This window comes from Corynebacterium sp. NML 150383 (assembly GCF_002285085.1).
Classification (GTDB): domain Bacteria; phylum Actinomycetota; class Actinomycetes; order Mycobacteriales; family Mycobacteriaceae; genus Corynebacterium; species Corynebacterium gottingense.
On record NZ_NSGK01000006.1, the window covers coordinates 1 to 17,170 of the forward strand.

Sequence of the window (17,170 nt, forward strand, 5' to 3'; positions counted from 1 at the left end):
GTGAATTCCTCTTCAGCGTGCCACTGCCAGTCACACTGAGCCACAGGCCACCAGGCGGGCAGATCAACATCAACCTCGTTGAAGGAATGAAGCACCGCAAGCCGCCACGGATGAACCCGAAACTCGCTAAGCCCCGACCGAAACGCAGACCACAAATATGACCCGCTAGAAACTGTCCAAGAACTCCATGGATTCCGTGTCCAAAAAGTCATTGGACTCCTTGTCCAAAAACTCTATGGACATAACATGAGCGAGCTAGATGACAATTCAGGAATTGAAGGGTGTCGTTGGGAGCTAAGTTCAAAGGAGGCAAAGGAACTGCTTACCTTTCTAGACACTGTTTCCAAGAAAACTTGGAAAGAATGCCTAGCCGAGACGGTCATGTCTGGGAAGAAAAAACGCGCCCGAAATCATGATCATGCTGTGTCTACCATCGGTAAAGCTGCCCAAGCGCGTATCAGGCAGTTGCCAGAAGCCGAGGAACGAATATTTCGATTCCGGCTATCTAATGAGACCCGGTTGTGGGGGTTTAGGTCAGACGATTTGTTTAGGGTGTTGTGGTACGACCCCAAACACCAGGTCTACCCACTGGACAACTAAAGGCAAATGAGACAATGACCGCCGCCCCGGCACTCAAGGTGTGAGCGTCGGGGCGGCGGTCTATCCCGAGTAGCTAGGTGCCTAGCTAGTGGGGGGCTGTTTGCAGAACCAGGTGGGCGCCCGCAGTGACGTTGGTTCAAACCCCATTCCCGACAAACCCGGCCCGGTTTTCCCGCGTGTTACTTGTACGCACGCCCTTCTTGCTCGTAGACCTCGGCGGCGGTCTCGGCCTTGTCAATCACCGCGCGGACGTCGGGGTTCTTGAGGTCCACGGATCGCAGCGAGTCAACGTCCTTGCCGGATACAGCGAGAATCTGCACGAACTGGTCTCCGAACTCGGCTGCGTAGTTGGACAGTGCGCGCAGTTTGTCGAGCGCGTCGCCCAGGTGGTGTCCGTGGGGGTCGATAATCGAGGGACGAACCGTATCACCCACTTCGCGGAAGAAGATGAAGTCCGGCTGCATGTTGCGCCACCGCTGCGCCGTGCCATCGTAGTACACCGCAGTCGACGCCTCCGCGCTGGCGCGCGACGGGTTGCGGTACCAACCAACAGCACCGCTGCGTGTGGCTTCGGTGGCAACGAGGTGGGCCTCCCACTCGTTGAGGTCAAACGGGGCCGTACCGTCGGCTGTTGCAAGCAGGTGGTCGGCGTAGCGGGTGAACGGGACCAGGTTGTTGTCCTTGTCCGTCGTACCCTGGGGCACCGTCCGGTTCGCGGGCTTGGTCAACGGTTCGTGGCTTGGGTGAATCGCCATTTCACGCAGCGGCTGGTACGCGGCCTTGCGCGAATCAGGCAACACGGCCAACTCGGCGTTGTATTTGTCAAGCCAGTCACCGGCCACGTCGACCGCGCTGTCGGATACCGACTCTGCAATGCACTCGATACCGGCCAGTGCCGCCAGTTGCAGCCGGGCCTCGTCGATTAGTTCCTCCTCGTCCGCGTCCGGGTCCGCAGCAGCGAGCGCGTCGGTGCGTGCGTCCACCCACATATCGGCCAGCGCGCGGGTGAACACCGGAATTGCCGCGCGGTAGGCTTCTTGAATCACGCGCCGGTCGGCGTACAACTCGTCGCTGGACTCGGCCAGTGTCAGGCCACGGTCCGCGTAGCCGAACACAAGGCGCTGTACAAGGTCTACCGGGCCAGGAACGAGGGAGCCAACGCCATTGTCAAAGCCGAGTCCGGCATTGGTCTTGGCGACAGGACAAAGAAAGGAATGCGGGGCTTTACAGGCGTAGCACTTCGTACGGCACTGGCGGTGGTGGTTGCGAACGTTCGTCTGGTTATCAACAGCATGAAACGCCAGCGCGACAATCAGGGCCCCACCACGCCAGGACCAGGCGGGCGTCCACCAGGCAAAAAGCAGGCGGTGGACTTTACCGAATTGGCCGGACCCAACGCGCCACCTGCACCAGGCCACACGGCCGCTTAAGACCAAGACCGTAGCCCGTCAGGGCGACGGTCTCGAAGTGCTGGGCGGGTGGTGAAAATCAGCCGGTTCGTCCCAGATCGGGTACCAAAACCGGCGCCAAAAACGCCCAAACCCCCGAAACCTTGCACAGATTCCGGGGGCTGGGGCTTTACAGGCCGGTTTCACAAATACCAGCAGGTCAGAAACGCAAAAGTCCCGCGCGAGCTAGCAGTCGAAGTACATTTCGAACTCGAGCGGCGTCGGGCGCAGCTGGGCCGGCGCGATCTCGTCCTCGCGCTTGAGCGTGAGGTAGGTCTGGATCAGGTCGTCGGTGAAGACGTCACCTTCGGTGAGGAAGTCGTGGTCCGCCTCCAGGGCGGCGAGCGAGGCCTCGAGCGAGGTCGGTGCCTGCGGGATCTCCTTCGCCTCCTCCGGCGGAAGCTCGTAGAGGTCCTTGTCCACCGGGGCGTGCGGCTCGATGCGGTTCTTGATGCCGTCGATACCCGCCATCATCATCGCGGCGAAGCCGAAGTAGGGGTTGCCCGACGGGTCCGGCGCGCGGAACTCAATGCGCTTCGCCTTCGGGTTGGTGCCGGTGATCGGGATGCGGATCGCGGCGGAGCGGTTGCGCTGCGAGTACACCAGGTTGATCGGCGCCTCGAAGCCCGGGACCAGGCGGTGGTAGGAGTTCAGCGTCGGGTTGGTAAACGCGAGCACGGCGCCGGCGTGCTCGAGGATGCCCCCGATGTACCAGCGTGCCAGGTCGGACAGGCCGCCGTAGCCGGACTCGTCGTAGAACAGCGGCTCGCCGTCCTTCCACAGCGACTGGTGGGCGTGCATGCCCGAACCATTGTCGCCGGCCAGCGGCTTCGGCATGAACGTCGCCGTCTTGCCAAACTGGGTCGCCGTGTTCTTCACAATGTACTTGAAGTCTTGCAGGTCATCGGCCGCGTGCAGCAGGGTGTTGAAGCGGTAGTTGATCTCCTGCTGGCCGCCGTTGCCCACCTCGCGGTGGAAACGCTCGATGTGGAAGCCGGCCTGATCGAGGTTGCGGACCATCGCGTCGCGCACGTCGACGGTCTTGTCGTACGGCGGGACCGGGAAGTAGCCGCCCTTGTAGCGGTTCTTGTAGCCCAGGTTCGGGTTGCCGTCGGCGTCGGATTCCTTGCCGCGGTTCCACCAGCCCTCTTCCGCGTCGATCTCGTAGAACGCGCGGTGGCCCTCGGCCTCGTAGCGGATGGAGTCGAAGAGGTAGAACTCGGCCTCGGCACCGAAGCTGCAGGTGTCCGCAATGCCTGTCGACGCCAAGTAGTCCTCCGCCTTGCGCGCCACGTTACGCGGGTCACGTGAGAAGGCCTCGTGGGTGAACGGGTCGTTGACAAAGAACTTCACGTTCAGGGTCTTCGCCTCGCGGAACTGGTCCAGCTTCGCGGTGGCCAGGTCCGGCATGAGCGTCATGTCCGACTCTTCAATGGTGGTGAAGCCGCGGATGGAGGAGCCGTCGAATGCGAGGCCCTCCTCCATGACATCCTCATCAAACATGGACGCCGGGATGGAGAAGTGGTGTTCGCGGCCGGGAACGTCGGTGAACCTGACGTCGACGAATTCGACTTCCTCGTCCTTGATGAATTTTGTTACGTCCTCGATATTTTCGAAAGACACGTGCTATCTCCTTACGGCGACAATGTGAACCACACTAAGTTTAGTCGAATGCCCTGCCACGGTCGCGGACCCCGCCCATTTTCGTGGCTCGCGCGGCGCGGCTAGGCTTGGTCACCATGGCAGGATCGAAGAGTTGGCGCGAAGGCCCGGAAATGCCGAACCAGTTCGGCGGCACACCGGAGTACCCAGGGCAGACGTTGGGGCTGCCGGCGGAGGGGCCGGGCTCGCAGGCGTCGGTAATGCGGCGCGCGGGCGGCGTCCTCATCGACTGGGTCCTCGCGTGGGCGATCGCGACGCTGATTACCGCCACCACGGATGCGCTGGGGGACACCGCCACACTGACCTATCTCATCTGGATCGTCCTGGGCATCCTCACTGGTTGGCTCATGGCCCGCACGCCCGGGATGGCCATGCTGGGCATGGGCGTCGCGCGTGTCGACGCCACCGAGCCCGTCGGCCTCTGGCGCGCCGCGCTGCGCACCGTCCTGACCGGGTTCGTGTTCCCGGCCGCGATCGTGGATGCGGACGGCCGCGGCATGCACGACCGGGCGACGAACACGACGGTGATCCGCGGCTGAGAAGGGGGAAGTGGGGGCGTCGATAAGCGACTAGCCCGGCGTGCCGCCGAGGTTTTCGCGGAAGTCGATGTGGTGCTGGAACGCCCAATTGCGGTCCGTGATGAGGCGGGCGACGGTAAGCCCGCCGGAGAGGAAGAGCACCGCGAGGACAACCTCGGTGGTGGCGCTGATGCCGCCGGTGACGTCGCCGCTGGTCAGCTCCTGCATTGCGGCGTAGATCGTGGTGCCGGGGATCATCACGACGGTCGCGGGGATGGTGACCGTGGAGCGCGGGACGTGGAAGTGCTGGCCGAGCCAGCGGCCGAGAATGCCGATGGTGAGCGTGCCGAGGAAGCACGCGAGGAAGTACCGCATGTCGGCGTGGAGGAGGACGAGCCGCAGGATGTTAGCGACCGTGCCGAGCGTCGCGGCGAGGAGCGCCATGCGCCGTGAGGCGTTGAAGATGATGGCAAAGCCGCCGATACTAAAGAAGCTGGCGACGGCTGCGGCGAGGTAGAACCCGAGCTCCGGCTCCGCGGCGATGTGCGGCGGCGGGGGAGCATTGGTGATCATGGCGATCACGGCGACGGTGAGCATCATGGCCACGATCACTTCGAGCGCGTAGAACAGCCGGGGGATGCCGGCGCTGAAGTCGAAGCGCGACAGGTCATTGAGCGCCACGAACAGCGGGAAGCCGGGGATGAGGTAGAGGATCGCGGCGACGAAGCCGGCGGAGAGCTGCGTGTCCGCGCCCGGCACGAGGAGCGACAACAGCAGGAAGAGGATGGTGGAGACGGCGCCGGCGATCATCACCACGCCGAGCTGGAGGAAGCGCTTGTGCGCCAGGCGCTGGCGCACGAACTGGCCGACGCCCGCGGCGATCACCACCAGCACTGCGGTGAGCAGGGAGAAGCGGTTGAGGATCGCGAACCCGCCACACGCCAGGCCCGCGGCGAGCGACGCCACGAGGGGGCTCCAGCGAGGGGCGTGGATGTGCTCGATGTCGTCGAGAAGCGCGTTGACTTCCTCGGCGGTGGCGTAGTGGTGCAGTTCGTGGCGGCTAAAGTTTTCCAGCGCCTCGATGCGCGAGGCGTTCACGCCGGGGACCGGGAGCACGGCGGCGAGGGTGCGGAACCGCTCGCCGCGGTGGAACGTGCAGGTGAGCGTGTCGAGCCCGACGATGACGTCCGCGTGGTCGAAGCCGAGCGCGCGGGCGCACCGCTTCACGGCGCGGATGACTCGGTAGGCGGGCGCGCCGGAGGTCAGCAGCATTGAGCCGAAGCGCAGCGCCGTGCTGGCCTCTACGCCCATGCCGAAGTGCTCGTCGCTGCCGTGGTGCGTGTGGTCGATTCGCATCGTCGTCTCCGGTAGCCGCCCGGTCGCTCTACTTACCCTTGCGCTGCTGCATGCGGCGCATGCGGCGGTTCATGCCCGCCATGTTCTGTGCCTGACGCGGCATTGGGCCGCCCGGCATGCCGGCGACCTGGCCGGGGCCTTTGCGGGTGTCCATCGCCTCGAGCTTGGCGTTGAGGGAGTAGACCTCGTCCTTCTTGTAGTTTTTCGGCAGCTTCAGCAGGTGCTTCTGCAGGTCACGAACGGGAACCTGGTCCTCGCCGTCGCCGGCGTAGACCTCGTGGATCGGCACGCCCGCCAGGAGGCGGTCGACGCGCTTGTGTTCCTTCGCCATCATCGGCTTGAGGCGGTTCGGGTTGCCCTCTCCAACCAGCACGACGCCGGGGTTGCCCACGACGCGGTGGATGGTGTCCATGTGAGTGTTGGCCTGGACGCCGTTCTTGGTCAGCCAGACGATGCCCATGGTGTTGCGCATGTTTTCCAGGGTCCAGCCTGCGGCACCCGGGGTGTCGCCGACCTCGTCGTACATGGACTTTTCCAGGCGGCGGGAGAACAGCCACATCGCCAGCACAGCACCAAGCAGCAGGCCGATGACCAGCATGAACCACTCGCCGCTCCAGAGCAGGCCGATGAGGAAGAACAGCAGGCCCACGCCGAGCACCGAACCCAGCATGATGGGGATGAGCGCCTTGTCGCGCTCCTTTTGCATCTTGAACGCCTGCCACACCTGGCTGCGCGTCTGCTTGCTCTTCGCGCGCTTCGCGGCGCGCTCTTCCTTCTTCGCGGCCTTCGCTGCGGCCTTGTCATCCTGCTTCGCCATGTCGCCAATGTTAATGGCACGCCCCGGGCAAGCAAAAAGAAACGCCCGCGGGTGAGGCGGGCGTGAAGCAGTGCTTAGCGAGTGACCACGGGGTGGTCCTGCGACGGGCCGTACTTCTTCAGCAGGGTCGATGCCTCCTGCGTCGTTTCGCCCTGTGAGGTCTCCTTGAGGTGCTTGAGGTTCTCCGGCAGCTCGCGGCCGTGGTGCTCCATCGCCTGGACGTAGAGCTTGCCGGCGCGGTAGGAGGAGCGCACGAGCGGGCCGGACATGACGGCGGCGAAGCCCATGTCGTAGGCGGCGTCGCGGTATTCGATGAACTCCTCCGGCTTCACCCAGCGGTCGATCGGGTGGTAGGTCGGGCCGGGGCGCAGGTACTGGGTGATCGTGATGATGTCGGTGCCGGCATCGTGCAGGTCCTGCAAGGCCTCGAGGATTTCCTCGCGGGTCTCGCCCATGCCGAGGATGAGGTTGGACTTGGTAATCAGCCCGAAGTCGCGCGCCTGACGGATCACGTCCAGCGAACGGTCGTAGCGGAACGCGGGGCGGATGCGCTTGAAGATGCGCGGCACGGTCTCCACGTTGTGCGCGAAAACCTCGGGGCGGGCCTCGAAGACCTCCTGGAGCAGGTCCGGCTTGCCGGAGAAGTCCGGGGTGAGGTTCTCCACACCGGTGTGCGGGTTAAGCTCGTGGATCTTGCGCACGACCTCGGCGTAGAGCCACGCGCCTTCATCCTCAAGGTCGTCGCGGGTCACGCCGGTGATGGTGGAGTAGTTGAGGTTCATGCCGCGGACCTCTTCGGCTACGCGGCGCGGCTCGTCGCGGTCCAGCGGGTCGGGCTTGCCGGAGGCGATGTCGCAGAAATCGCAGCGGCGGGAGCAGCGGGAGCCGCCGATGAGGAAGGTCGCCTCGCGGGATTCCCAGCATTCGTGGATGTTGGGGCAGCCGGCTTCCTGGCACACGGTGTGCAGGCCTGCGCCCTTCACCTTCTGTTTCATGTCCTCGTACTCAGGTCCCGTTTTGACCTGGTTGCGGATCCAGCGCGGTTTCGACTCGATCGGAGTCTCCGCGTTGCGCTTTTCGATTCGGAGGAGCTTTCGGCCTTCTGGTGCTACAGTCACGCCCCCTACGTTAACGGACGTGTCAAGCACTGCGTTACCGCGGTCGCTTCTTCAGCCCCTTCGTGGGGTCCGGCGCCGAGGCGAAGGTGTGGTTTGCCACCGTGAGCTCGCCGGACAGCGCGCGGTCGAGGTGGTGGAGAAGCCTTGGGGCGATTGCCGACGCCCGCGTGTCCCTCCCCAACTCCAGACTCATGGTGGTCACGTCGGCGTCGTCAATGCCGCAGGCGACGATGTGCGCGTAGTGGGCGAGCGTGTTGTCGCAGTTGAGGCTCAGCCCGTGCATGGTGACGCCGCGGGTGATGCGGATTCCTAGGGCCGCGATCTTGCGGTCGCGGGTCGGTGCCGACGGGTCGGCGGCGCGCGTGGTGTGGGGGACCCAGACGCCGGAGCGCCCGTCGATGCGGCCGGCGGTGGTCACGCCCGCCTCGCGGACCGTCTCAATGAGCGCCTCCTCCAGGCGGCGGACGTAGTCGACCACGTCGACGGGCTCGGCGAGTTTGATGATGGGGTAGACCACCAGCTGGCCCTCGCCGTGCCACGTGATGCGCCCGCCGCGGTCCACGTTGACCACGGGGACGGGGTAGTCGGCGTCGGGCATGTCCTCGGGCTGCGTGCGCTTGCCCGCAGTGAATGTGGAGGGGTGCTCGAGGACGAGCACGGTGTCGCCGACCTCGCCCGCGGCGCGCTTCGCCGCGAGCTCCGCCTGCAGGTCCCACGCCTCCTGGTACGGCACGACGCCGAGCTCGCGCACCTCGAGCGGGGTGGCGGCGTCGGCGCGGATGGATTTGTCGGCGGGGAAAAATGGGTCACGCGGGGCAGTCATGCTTTCGCATTCTAGCCCCGCGTGAAGTGGTGGGTGTTTAGCCCTGTTTAGCCCTCGACGCCGTTCTCTGCGGCGTACTCGTCGGCGGTCATAAGCTCGCCGACGGACTCGACCTCGACCTCGAAGAGCCAGCCGTCGCCGTACGGGTCATTGTTGATGGCCTCGTACGCGCCGTCGATGTCCTCGTTGACGGCGGTCACGGTGCCGGTGACCGGGGAAAACAGGTCGGAGACGGACTTGGTGGACTCGACCTCACCGCAGTGCTCGCCGGCGGTGACGGTGTCGCCCACCTGCGGCAGCTCGGCGAAGACGATCTCGCCCAGGCGATCAGCGGCCACGTTGGTAATACCCACGCGCACGGTGGCGCCGACGGCGGTGTCCGGGGTGGCGTTGATCCACTCGTGGTCCTCGGAGTAGTAGAAGTCCTTCTTCAGTGCCATGTTAGGCGTCCTTTCGGGAGTAAAACGGGGTCTCTACGATAGTAAACGGATAGCGACGTCCACGGATGTCAATTTCCACAGCCGTGCCAACCTCTGCGTGCTCGGGCGCGATGTGCGCCAGAGCAACAGGGTAGCCCAGCGTCGGCGAAGGCTGGCCGGAGGTGACCACACCGATGCGTTCCTCCGCGCCCGGCAGGAACACCTCCGCGCCCTCGCGCGCGGCGCGGCGCTGCTCGGAGGTCAGACCGGCGATGACTACAGACGGCTCGCGGCCAGTCAGCGCGTCCTTGCCCACAAAGTCCGCTTCCTTCTTGGCAAAGGCGCGGCCCATCCCGGCCTCGACCGGGGTGATGTTGGTGGTGAGCTCGTGGCCGTAAAGCGGCATCGATGCTTCGAGGCGCAGCGAGTCGCGCGAGGCGAGCCCGCACGGGGTGCCGGAACCGATCACGGCGTCCCACACCGCCTGGGCGTCCGTGTTGGCGCAGAACAGCTCGAAGCCGTCCTCGCCGGTGTAGCCGGTGCGGGCGACGAACACCTCGACGGACCCGCCGCCTGCCGGGTGCAGGGTCATCCAGGCACCGGAGTAGTAGGCGAGTGTGTCGGCGTCGTCGCTGAGCAAAGGCTCGAGGACCTTGAGCGCATTCGGGCCCTGGACCGCGACGAGTGCCAAGGCCTCGGAGTCGTTGCGCAGCTCAACGTCGAAGTCGCCCTTGCGCGCTTCAAATGCGGCCCACACGGTGGCGGTATTGGCAGCGTTGGGCACGACCATGAAGTGGTCGTCGGCCATCTTGTAGGTGATCAGGTCGTCCAGGATGCCGCCGTCCTCGGCGACGATCATGGAGTACTTCGCCTTGCCCACCTTCAGGATGGACATGTTGGAAATCAGGGCGTAGTCCAAAAACGCGGCGGCGTCGGGGCCCTTGACGTCGATCTCGCCCATGTGGGAGAGGTCGAAGATGCCGACGGCGCTGCGCACCGCGCGGTGCTCGTCGAGCTCGTTGCCGTACTTCAGCGGCATGTTCCAGCCGCCGAAATCGGTAAACGTGGCGCCCAGCTTCTCGTGGGCTGCGTGCAGGGGAGAGGTAGCCATGAGGGTTCTCGCTTTCAGTGGGAGGGGACTATTCGCCGGTGTTGATGCCAAAGGCTTCCGGCGGCGGGCATGCACAGACGAGGTTGCGGTCGCCGTACGCCTCGTCGATGCGGCGCACCGGCGGGAAGTACTTCGCGTGCACGAGCCGGTCGACCGGGTAGGCCGCCTGCTCGCGGCTGAACTCGTACGGCCAGTCGGAGCGCACCACGGAGTGGGCGGTAAACGGCGCGTGGTGCAGCACGGAGGATTCGTAGGCGACGCGGCCGTCGATGATCTCCTGGATCTCGCCGTGGATGGAGCGCATCGCCTCGACGAAGCGGTCCAGCTCGGCCAGGTCCTCGGATTCGGTCGGCTCGACCATGAGGGTGCCAGCGACCGGGAAGGACAGCGTCGGCGCGTGGAAGCCGTAGTCCACCAGGCGTTTCGCCACGTCCGCTGCGGTCACTCCGGACTTGTCGGTCAGCTCGCGCAGGTCCAGGATGCACTCGTGGCCCACCATGCCGTTGTCGCCGGTGTAGAGCACCGGGAAGTACTCGTTGAGCTGGTGAGCGAGGTAGTTGGCGCCGAGCACGGCGTGCTGGGTGGCGGACTTCAGTCCGTCGGCGCCGCTCATGGCGATGTAGGCCCAGGAAATCTGCAGCACGCCCGCGGAGCCGTAGAGGCTCGCGGAGACGGGCACGCCGGCGTCGCCAGGCACGGGCGCCGAGGCCTGCTCAAGCGAGACGTTCGCGTCACCGGGCAGGAAGGGGATGAGGTGTTCGCCCACACCGATGGGGCCCACGCCCGGGCCGCCGCCACCGTGAGGGATGGTGAAGGTCTTGTGCAGGTTGAGGTGGCTGACGTCGCCGCCGAAGTCGCCGGGGCGCGCGATGCCGGTGAGCGCGTTCATGTTTGCGCCGTCGATGTAGACCTGGCCGCCGGCCGCGTGGACCTTGTCGGCCACGGTGCGCACGGTGTCCTCGTACACGCCGTGGGTCGACGGGTAGGTGAGCATGATGGCGGCGACGTGCTCGCCGTGCTTCTCCAGCTGCGCGTCGAGGTCGTTCAGGTCGATCGAGCCGTCGTCGGCGGTCTTGATCACCACGACTCGCAGGTTGGCCAGGCTTGCCGACGCCGCGTTCGTCCCGTGCGCCGACGCCGGGATCAAGCAGATGTCGCGCTCGGTGTCGCCGTTTGCCACGTGGTAGCGGCGGATCGCGAGCAGGCCGGCGAGCTCGCCGGTCGCGCCCGAGTTGGGCTGCAGGGACACCTCGGCGTAGCCGGTGATGCTGATGAGCCAGGTGCGCAGGTCGTCGATAAGCGTGGCCCAGCCCTTCGTGTATTCGGCCGGGGTGAAGGGGTGCACGTTGGCGAATTCTGGCCAGGTGATGGTCTCCAGGCCAGCGGTGGGGTTGAGCTTCATCGTGCAGGAGCCGAGCGGGATCATCGTGCGGTCCAGCGCGAGGTCCTTGTCGCCGAGGGTGCGGATGTAGCGCATCATTTGCGTCTCGGAGTGGATCGCGTTGAAGGTCTCGTGGGTGAGGAACTCGGTACGGCGTTCCAGCGCCTCGGGCAGGCGCGGTTCGGCGTCCTTTGGCGCGGTGGCGCCGAACGCGTCGAGGAGTGCCGCAAGGTCGGCCTCGGAGGTGTCCTCGCCGAAGGACACGCCCACGGTGGTCGCGTCGATGGAGCGCACGAGGTAGCCGGCCTGGGCAAGCTTATCGACGACCCCCTGCGCGTCCGACACCTCAACCGCCACCGTGTCGAAGAAGTGCGCGTGCTTGACGCGCGCGCCGGCGACCTCCACACCTGCGGCGAAGTGCGCGGCGAAGTCGTGGACGGTGCGCGCGATCTCGGTCAGGCCGGCGGGGCCGTGATAGACCGCGTACATGGAGGCCGCCACAGCCAGCAGCGCCTGGGCGGTGCAAATGTTGGAGGTGGCGCGCTCGCGACGGATGTGCTGCTCGCGCGTCTGCAGTGCGAGGCGGTAGGCGGGAAAGCCCTCGGCGTCCTTGGACACGCCGACCAGGCGGCCCGGCAGCTGGCGCTTGAGCTTCTCCGGCACCGCCATGAAGGCAGCGTGCGGGCCGCCGTAGAACAGCGGGACGCCGAAGCGCTGGGTGGAGCCGATCGCGATGTCCGCGCCGAGCTCGCCAGGCGACTCCAGGACGGTCAAGGCGAGGATGTCGGCGTCGACGGTGACCAGGCCGCCGCGCTCGTGGATCGCCTCGATGACGGGGCGAGGGTCCGCGATGTCGCCCTCGGTGCCCGGGTAGGCCAGCACGGCGCCGACGAGGTCTTCGCCGACGACGCCCTGCGACAGGTCCGCGACCTCGACCTCAAGGTCGATGGCGCGGGCGCGCTCGCTGGCGACGGTGATGACCTGGGGGTGCAGGCGGGCGTCGAGAAGCACCCTGCGTCCCTTGCGCACCGCGCGCGACATGAGGCCGACGGCCTCGGCGGCGGCGGAGGCCTCGTCCAGCAGCGAAGCGTTGGCAATGTCCAGGCCGGTGAGGTCCTGCACCATGGTCTGGAAGTTGAGCAGCGCCTCCAGGCGTCCCTGGGAGATTTCCGGCTGGTACGGGGTGTAGGCGGTGTACCACCCGGCGTCCTCGATCACGCCGCGGCGGATCACTGGCGGGGTGAGCGTGGAGTTGTAGCCCTGGCCGTAGAAGGCCTTGAGCACGGTGTTCTGGCTTGCGATCTCGCGCAGGCGGTCCTGCGCCTCGTACTCCGTGAGCGCCTGCGGCAGCTGCAGCGGCCCGTCAGCGAGGATGCCCTTCGGCACCGCCGCACTGATCAGGGCGTCCAGCGACTCGTAACCCAGCGCGTCCAGCATGTGCCGCTGCTCGCTCTGGTCGGGGCCAATATGACGGGAGATGTAATCCAACAGGTGCTCCTTGGTCGAAAGTGGTGCCAAACACTGTCAGTATACGGTCTGGGCCTTAGGCGACTCGAACTGTGGGGGAGTCCCAGAACGCACACAGCGGCCCGGCCCCCGTTCGTGGGGGACCGGGCCGCTGTGTCGCTGTGCCGTTGATCCAGCGCCGGATCAGTCGGCGAAACTACAGGGCGAGGTCTGCCTCGAAGTCGCCGACCTCGATGCGGTCCTTGATCGTGGTAATGAAGCGACCTGCGTCTGCGCCGTCGACCAGCTGGTGGTCGTAGCTGAACGGCAGGTAGCACATCTGGCGGATCGCGATGGAGTCGATGCCGTCCTCGGTGACAATGACCGGGCGCTTCTCAATCGTCGCCGTGCCCAGGATGCCGGCCTGCGGCGGGGTGAGGATCGGGGTGTCCAGCATAGCGCCCTCGGAGCCGATGTTGGTCACCGTGAAGGTGGCACCGGTCAGGTCGTCCGGGCGCAGCTTCTTGTTGCGGGCGCGCTCGGCGAGGTCCTTGATGGCCTTGGCAATCTCGGCGAGGTCCATGTCCTGCGCCTTCTTGATCACCGGCACGAGCAGGCCCTGCGGGGTGTCCACAGCAATGCCGATGTTGACGTCGGAGTGGTAGGTGATCTCCTTGGTCTCCGCGTTGTAGGACGCGTTGACGTTCGGGTGGGAGACCAGCGCCTCGGCCGTCGCCTTGATGAAGAATGCAAGGTAGGTGATGTTCGTGCCGTGCTTCTCCACGAAGGCCGGCTTGACCTTCTTGCGCAGCTCTGCGACGCGGGTGACGTCGACCTCCTGCACGTGGGTGAGCTGGGCGGTGGTCTGCAGGGACTCGACCATCTTCGCAGCGGTGATCTCGCGGATGCGGTTGACCTTCTGCGTGGTGCCGATGAGCTTCTGCTTCTCCGGGTCAACGGACTTGGTGGACCAGTTTGCGCGAGCGCCCTTGGCGGCCGGCTTCTCGGCCGCGCCCTTGTCAGCTGCGGAAGCGCCCTTGTCAGCTGCGGCCTCGCCGTTAGCAGCAGCCAGCACGTCCTGCTTGCGGATGCGGCCTCCAACGCCGGTGCCCTCAACGGTGCTGAGGTCAACGCCGTGCTTGTCGGCCAGCTTGCGCACCAGCGGGGTGACGTACGGGACGTCGCCACCGCGGTTTGCCAGCTTCTCGGAAGCGCCCGCCTTCGGGGCCTCCTTCTTGGGGGCCTCCTGCTTCGGGGCAGCCTTCGGAGCTTCCTCCTTCGGCTCCTCTGCCTTGGCCGGAGCCTCTTCCTCAGCCTCGTCGGCTGCGTCGTCCGCGCCAGCGGCAGCGGCGTCTGCGTCGCCGACAACGGCGATGGCGCCGCCGACCTCGACGGTGTCGTCCTCTTCAGCCAGGATCTCCAGCAGGGTGCCGGCGACCGGGGACGGGATCTCGGTGTCGACCTTGTCGGTGGAGACCTCGAGCAGCGGCTCGTCGACCTCGACCTCGTCGCCGACCTCCTTGAGCCAGGTGGTGATGGTGCCCTCGGTGACGGACTCGCCGAGCTCCGGCATCTCAATCTTGGTGCCAGCGCCCGAGCCGGAGGACTTCTTCTCCTGCTTCGGAGCTTCCTGCTTCGGCTCCTCTGCGTTGGCCGGAGCCTCTTCCTCGGCTTCGGTCTCGTCGGCTGCGTCGTCCGCGCCAGCGGCAGCAGCGTCTGCGTCGCCGATGCGGGCGATGACCTCGCCGACCTCGACGGTGTCGTCCTCATCGGCCAGGACCTCAACCAGAGTGCCGGCGACCGGGGACGGGATTTCGGTGTCGACCTTGTCGGTGGAGACCTCGAGCAGCGGCTCGTCGACCTCGACTTCGTCGCCGACCTCCTTGAGCCAGGTGGTGATGGTTCCCTCGGTGACGGACTCGCCGAGCTCCGGCATCTCGACGTCGGTCGCGGAGCCGGATGCCTTCGGTGCGGTCTTGGCTTCCTGCTTCTCAGCCGGCTTTTCCTCTGCGGCCTCGTCCTTTTCCTCGGCCTTGTCGGCGGAGTCGGCGGAGCCAGCGGCTTCCTCGCCCTCCTCGCCGATGATGGCGATGACCTCGCCGACCTCGACGGTGTCGTCTTCCTCAGCCTTGACCTCAATGAGGACGCCGGCGACTGGAGACGGAATTTCGGTGTCGACCTTATCGGTTGAGACCTCGAGCAGGGGCTCGTCTACCTCGACGGTATCGCCGACTTCCTTCAGCCACGTGGTGATCGTGCCTTCGGTGACAGACTCGCCCAGCTCGGGCATCTCTACGGAGTGCGCCATGTTTTCTCAGTCTCCTCGTAGTTCAAGGTTGTAACGGAAGCTATACAGAAAACAGGCTACCCGCATTCTCCCGTATTCGTCGCGTTTGGGGGCACCATCGGTGGGGGCCTCAGCCGGGCGGCATCGCCTCGCCCGCGCGCCGGTTCCGTAAGATAAGGCGCGTGTTTAACCTTTTCGGCAAACGGAAACAGTCCTCCAGCTTCAAACCCCCGCGCGCGCCAGGCGGAACAATTCGCCCGGACGACGCCGAGTACCTGAAGCAGTGGGTGCGCGGCCGCAAGTTTGTCGAGGGCTACATCGAGCCGGAGACCATGGTCAACGAAATGTCGGTCGTGCTCGTCGATGAGCTGGGCAACTACACCCGCCGCCGCATCGGCGGGCCGAAAGGCATCGACCAGGTGGCCAAACTGCTGAGCATCTCGCTCTACGACGTTGAAGAGACCGGCTACCCCGACCGCATGCGCAAGAAGATGGAGCAGGAGCGCATTCTGCGCAAGCGCGAGGAGCAGCGGCAGCGCCGCGCCAAGTTCGAGCGCGGCGAGGACCCCTACAGTTAGGGGTTCATCGCTTATCGACGCCACCGCCCCCGGCCACACCTACTCACCCGCAAGCTGCGTGAGCGTCTCCACAATGGTGCGAACCGGCGCGCCGGTTGCCCTCTTTGGGGTGTAGCCGAATGGCGAGTCGGTGTTGAAGGCCGGGCCCGCGACGTCGATATGCGCCCACTGCGTCCCGTTGTCCTCCCCGGAGAACTTGGAGAGGTACAGCCCGGCGAACAGCATGCCGCCGGTGCGCGCGTTGTGGGTGTTGCGGATGTCCGCGATCGGGGACTTCAGCTGCGCCTCCTGCTCCTCGAGCAGCGGCATGGACCAGGCAGGCTCGCCGACGGCGCGGCCGTTCTCCGCGATGCGGTCGCGCAGCTCCTCCGTGCCCATCACACCGGCGGTGCGGGCACCGAGCGCCACCATCTGCGCGCCGGTGAGCGTGGCGGTCTCGATGAGGTAGGTGGGCTTGTCTTCCGCGGCGCGCGCCATCGCGTCGGCAAGCACCAGGCGGCCCTCCGCGTCGGTGTTGAGGATCTCCGAGGTCAGCCCGCCGTAGTGGGTGATTACGTCGCCCGGGCGGGTGGCGGAGCCGGACGGCATGTTCTCGGCGAGGGGCAGCCAGGCGTCGATAGGCATGGCCAGCTCGAGGCGTGCCGCGGCGACGATGGAAGCCAGCTGGGCCGCGGAGCCGCCCATGTCGCTGATCATGTCCTCCATGTGCGCGCCCGGCTTCAGGGAGATACCGCCGGTATCAAAGGTGATGCCCTTGCCCACCAACGCGGCGCTTGCCGCCTCGCCGTCCTGCGCGGTTGACGGAGCCCAGGACAGGTGCACCAGGCGCGGCGGGCGGGCCGAGCCCTTGCCCACAGCGGTGATGCCGCCGAAGCCGTGGTCCTCCAGGTACTGCTCATCAAAGACCTCGACGCTCAGCCCGACCTGCTCGCCGACCTCGCGCATGATCTCGGCGTACGCCTCGGGGTAGAGGTAGTTTGCCGGCGTGTTGACCAGGTCACGCGCCAAGTTGACGGACTCCGCGATGATGCGCGCGCGGTCGAACGCTGCTCGCTCCTCGTCGCCCGCAACGACCGTCACCGCGACCGGGGCGGGGGCGTCCTCCTCCGCGGACTTCAAGCCCTGGTAGGAGTAGGAGCCCAGCAGCAGGCCTTCCACTATCGGGCCCATGCCAAACTCCGTGCTCACCGCGACCTCCTCGATGCCGGAGAGGCTGCGCGCCGCCGTGCCGACGCCGCGACGCACGGACTCCTCGTCAACCTCGTCGGCAGGGCCCAAGCCGTAAGCGATAAACAGGGTGCCGCCGACCACGACGCGGTGCAGCTCGCCGGCCGCGCCCTTCGCGCCCACCTTCGCCAGGGCGTCGAGGACGCCGTCCGCAGTCAGCGCGGTCACGGGCAGCTCGACGCCGTCCTGGCCCGCAGCGACCGGGATCAGGCGCGCGGCCTGCAACGGGGCGGAATCCGCCAACGTCAGCGCCGCGGTGGTGCCGCGGGCGGGGAGTGCGCAAGTGAAAGTCATGTTGGGTTACCTTTCGATCAGGGAATCGTCGATAAGCTCTGCTGAATAAATTCCAGCCCTATTCAGCGTACTCGGGCTCCGGCGG

14 protein-coding genes are annotated in these 17,170 nt (G+C 66.1%); 3 read left to right on the plus strand and 11 right to left on the minus strand.

The window, feature by feature from the left end; genetic code table 11:
- Positions 1-779 precede the first annotated feature (779 nt).
- Entirely contained in the window at positions 780-1,646 is an 867-nt protein-coding gene (locus CKJ85_RS07155; protein ID WP_143340176.1) for a hypothetical protein, read from the minus strand.
- On the opposite strand from CKJ85_RS07155, the gene CKJ85_RS11870 reads away from it, so the two are divergent.
- Complete coding sequence (locus tag CKJ85_RS11870) at positions 1,638-2,030, plus strand: hypothetical protein (RefSeq protein ID WP_143340177.1); 393 nt, start codon at positions 1,638-1,640, stop codon at positions 2,028-2,030. The two genes, CKJ85_RS07155 and CKJ85_RS11870, sit on opposite strands and share 9 nt — an antisense overlap.
- Positions 2,031-2,234: 204 nt before the next feature.
- Here the strand turns inward: CKJ85_RS11870 and glnA are convergent, their stop codons facing one another.
- Complete coding sequence (gene glnA, locus CKJ85_RS07160; protein WP_095278165.1) at positions 2,235-3,671, minus strand: type I glutamate--ammonia ligase; 1,437 nt, start codon at positions 3,669-3,671, stop codon at positions 2,235-2,237.
- A 116-nt stretch (positions 3,672-3,787) separates the two neighbouring features.
- Here glnA and CKJ85_RS07165 point away from each other — a divergent pair, with 116 nt between their 5' ends.
- Positions 3,788-4,249, plus strand: a complete 462-nt coding sequence (locus CKJ85_RS07165) for an RDD family protein (RefSeq protein ID WP_095278163.1) — start codon at positions 3,788-3,790, stop codon at positions 4,247-4,249.
- A gap of 30 nt (positions 4,250-4,279) precedes the next feature.
- On the opposite strand, the gene CKJ85_RS07170 is transcribed toward CKJ85_RS07165, so the two are convergent.
- From CKJ85_RS07170 to sucB, 8 genes are all read right to left on the minus strand, one after another.
- Positions 4,280-5,584, minus strand: a complete 1,305-nt coding sequence (locus CKJ85_RS07170) for a threonine/serine exporter ThrE family protein (RefSeq protein ID WP_095553891.1) — start codon at positions 5,582-5,584, stop codon at positions 4,280-4,282.
- 28 nt (positions 5,585-5,612) lie between these two features.
- Positions 5,613-6,401, minus strand: coding sequence for a DUF4191 domain-containing protein (locus tag CKJ85_RS07175; RefSeq protein ID WP_095534916.1), 789 nt, complete (start codon positions 6,399-6,401; stop codon positions 5,613-5,615).
- Positions 6,402-6,475: 74 nt separating this feature from the next.
- Positions 6,476-7,519: a lipoyl synthase gene (lipA, locus tag CKJ85_RS07180; RefSeq protein ID WP_095553892.1), complete on the minus strand. Its 1,044-nt coding sequence runs from the start codon at positions 7,517-7,519 to the stop codon at positions 6,476-6,478.
- Positions 7,520-7,553: 34 nt separating this feature from the next.
- Entirely contained in the window at positions 7,554-8,342 is a 789-nt protein-coding gene (gene lipB, locus CKJ85_RS07185; RefSeq protein WP_095553893.1) for a lipoyl(octanoyl) transferase LipB, read from the minus strand.
- A gap of 47 nt (positions 8,343-8,389) precedes the next feature.
- Positions 8,390-8,782, minus strand: coding sequence for a glycine cleavage system protein GcvH (gene gcvH / locus CKJ85_RS07190; RefSeq protein WP_095553894.1), 393 nt, complete (start codon positions 8,780-8,782; stop codon positions 8,390-8,392).
- Position 8,783: 1 nt separating this feature from the next.
- Positions 8,784-9,872, minus strand: a complete 1,089-nt coding sequence (gcvT, locus tag CKJ85_RS07195) for a glycine cleavage system aminomethyltransferase GcvT (RefSeq protein ID WP_095553895.1) — start codon at positions 9,870-9,872, stop codon at positions 8,784-8,786.
- 28 nt (positions 9,873-9,900) lie between these two features.
- The gene (gene gcvP, locus CKJ85_RS07200; RefSeq protein WP_095553896.1) at positions 9,901-12,741 is read right to left on the minus strand and encodes an aminomethyl-transferring glycine dehydrogenase; all 2,841 of its coding nucleotides are present in this window, start codon (positions 12,739-12,741) and stop codon (positions 9,901-9,903) included.
- 175 nt (positions 12,742-12,916) lie between these two features.
- The gene (gene sucB, locus CKJ85_RS07205; protein ID WP_095553897.1) at positions 12,917-15,007 is read right to left on the minus strand and encodes a 2-oxoglutarate dehydrogenase, E2 component, dihydrolipoamide succinyltransferase; all 2,091 of its coding nucleotides are present in this window, start codon (positions 15,005-15,007) and stop codon (positions 12,917-12,919) included.
- Positions 15,008-15,168: 161 nt separating this feature from the next.
- Between sucB and CKJ85_RS07210 the strand changes: the two genes are divergently transcribed.
- Positions 15,169-15,564, plus strand: coding sequence for an oxidoreductase (locus CKJ85_RS07210; RefSeq protein WP_095278143.1), 396 nt, complete (start codon positions 15,169-15,171; stop codon positions 15,562-15,564).
- Positions 15,565-15,603: 39 nt separating this feature from the next.
- Here CKJ85_RS07210 and CKJ85_RS07215 read toward each other — a convergent pair whose 3' ends face one another.
- Entirely contained in the window at positions 15,604-17,085 is a 1,482-nt protein-coding gene (locus CKJ85_RS07215) for a leucyl aminopeptidase (RefSeq protein ID WP_095553898.1), read from the minus strand.
- Positions 17,086-17,170: the final 85 nt, after the last annotated feature.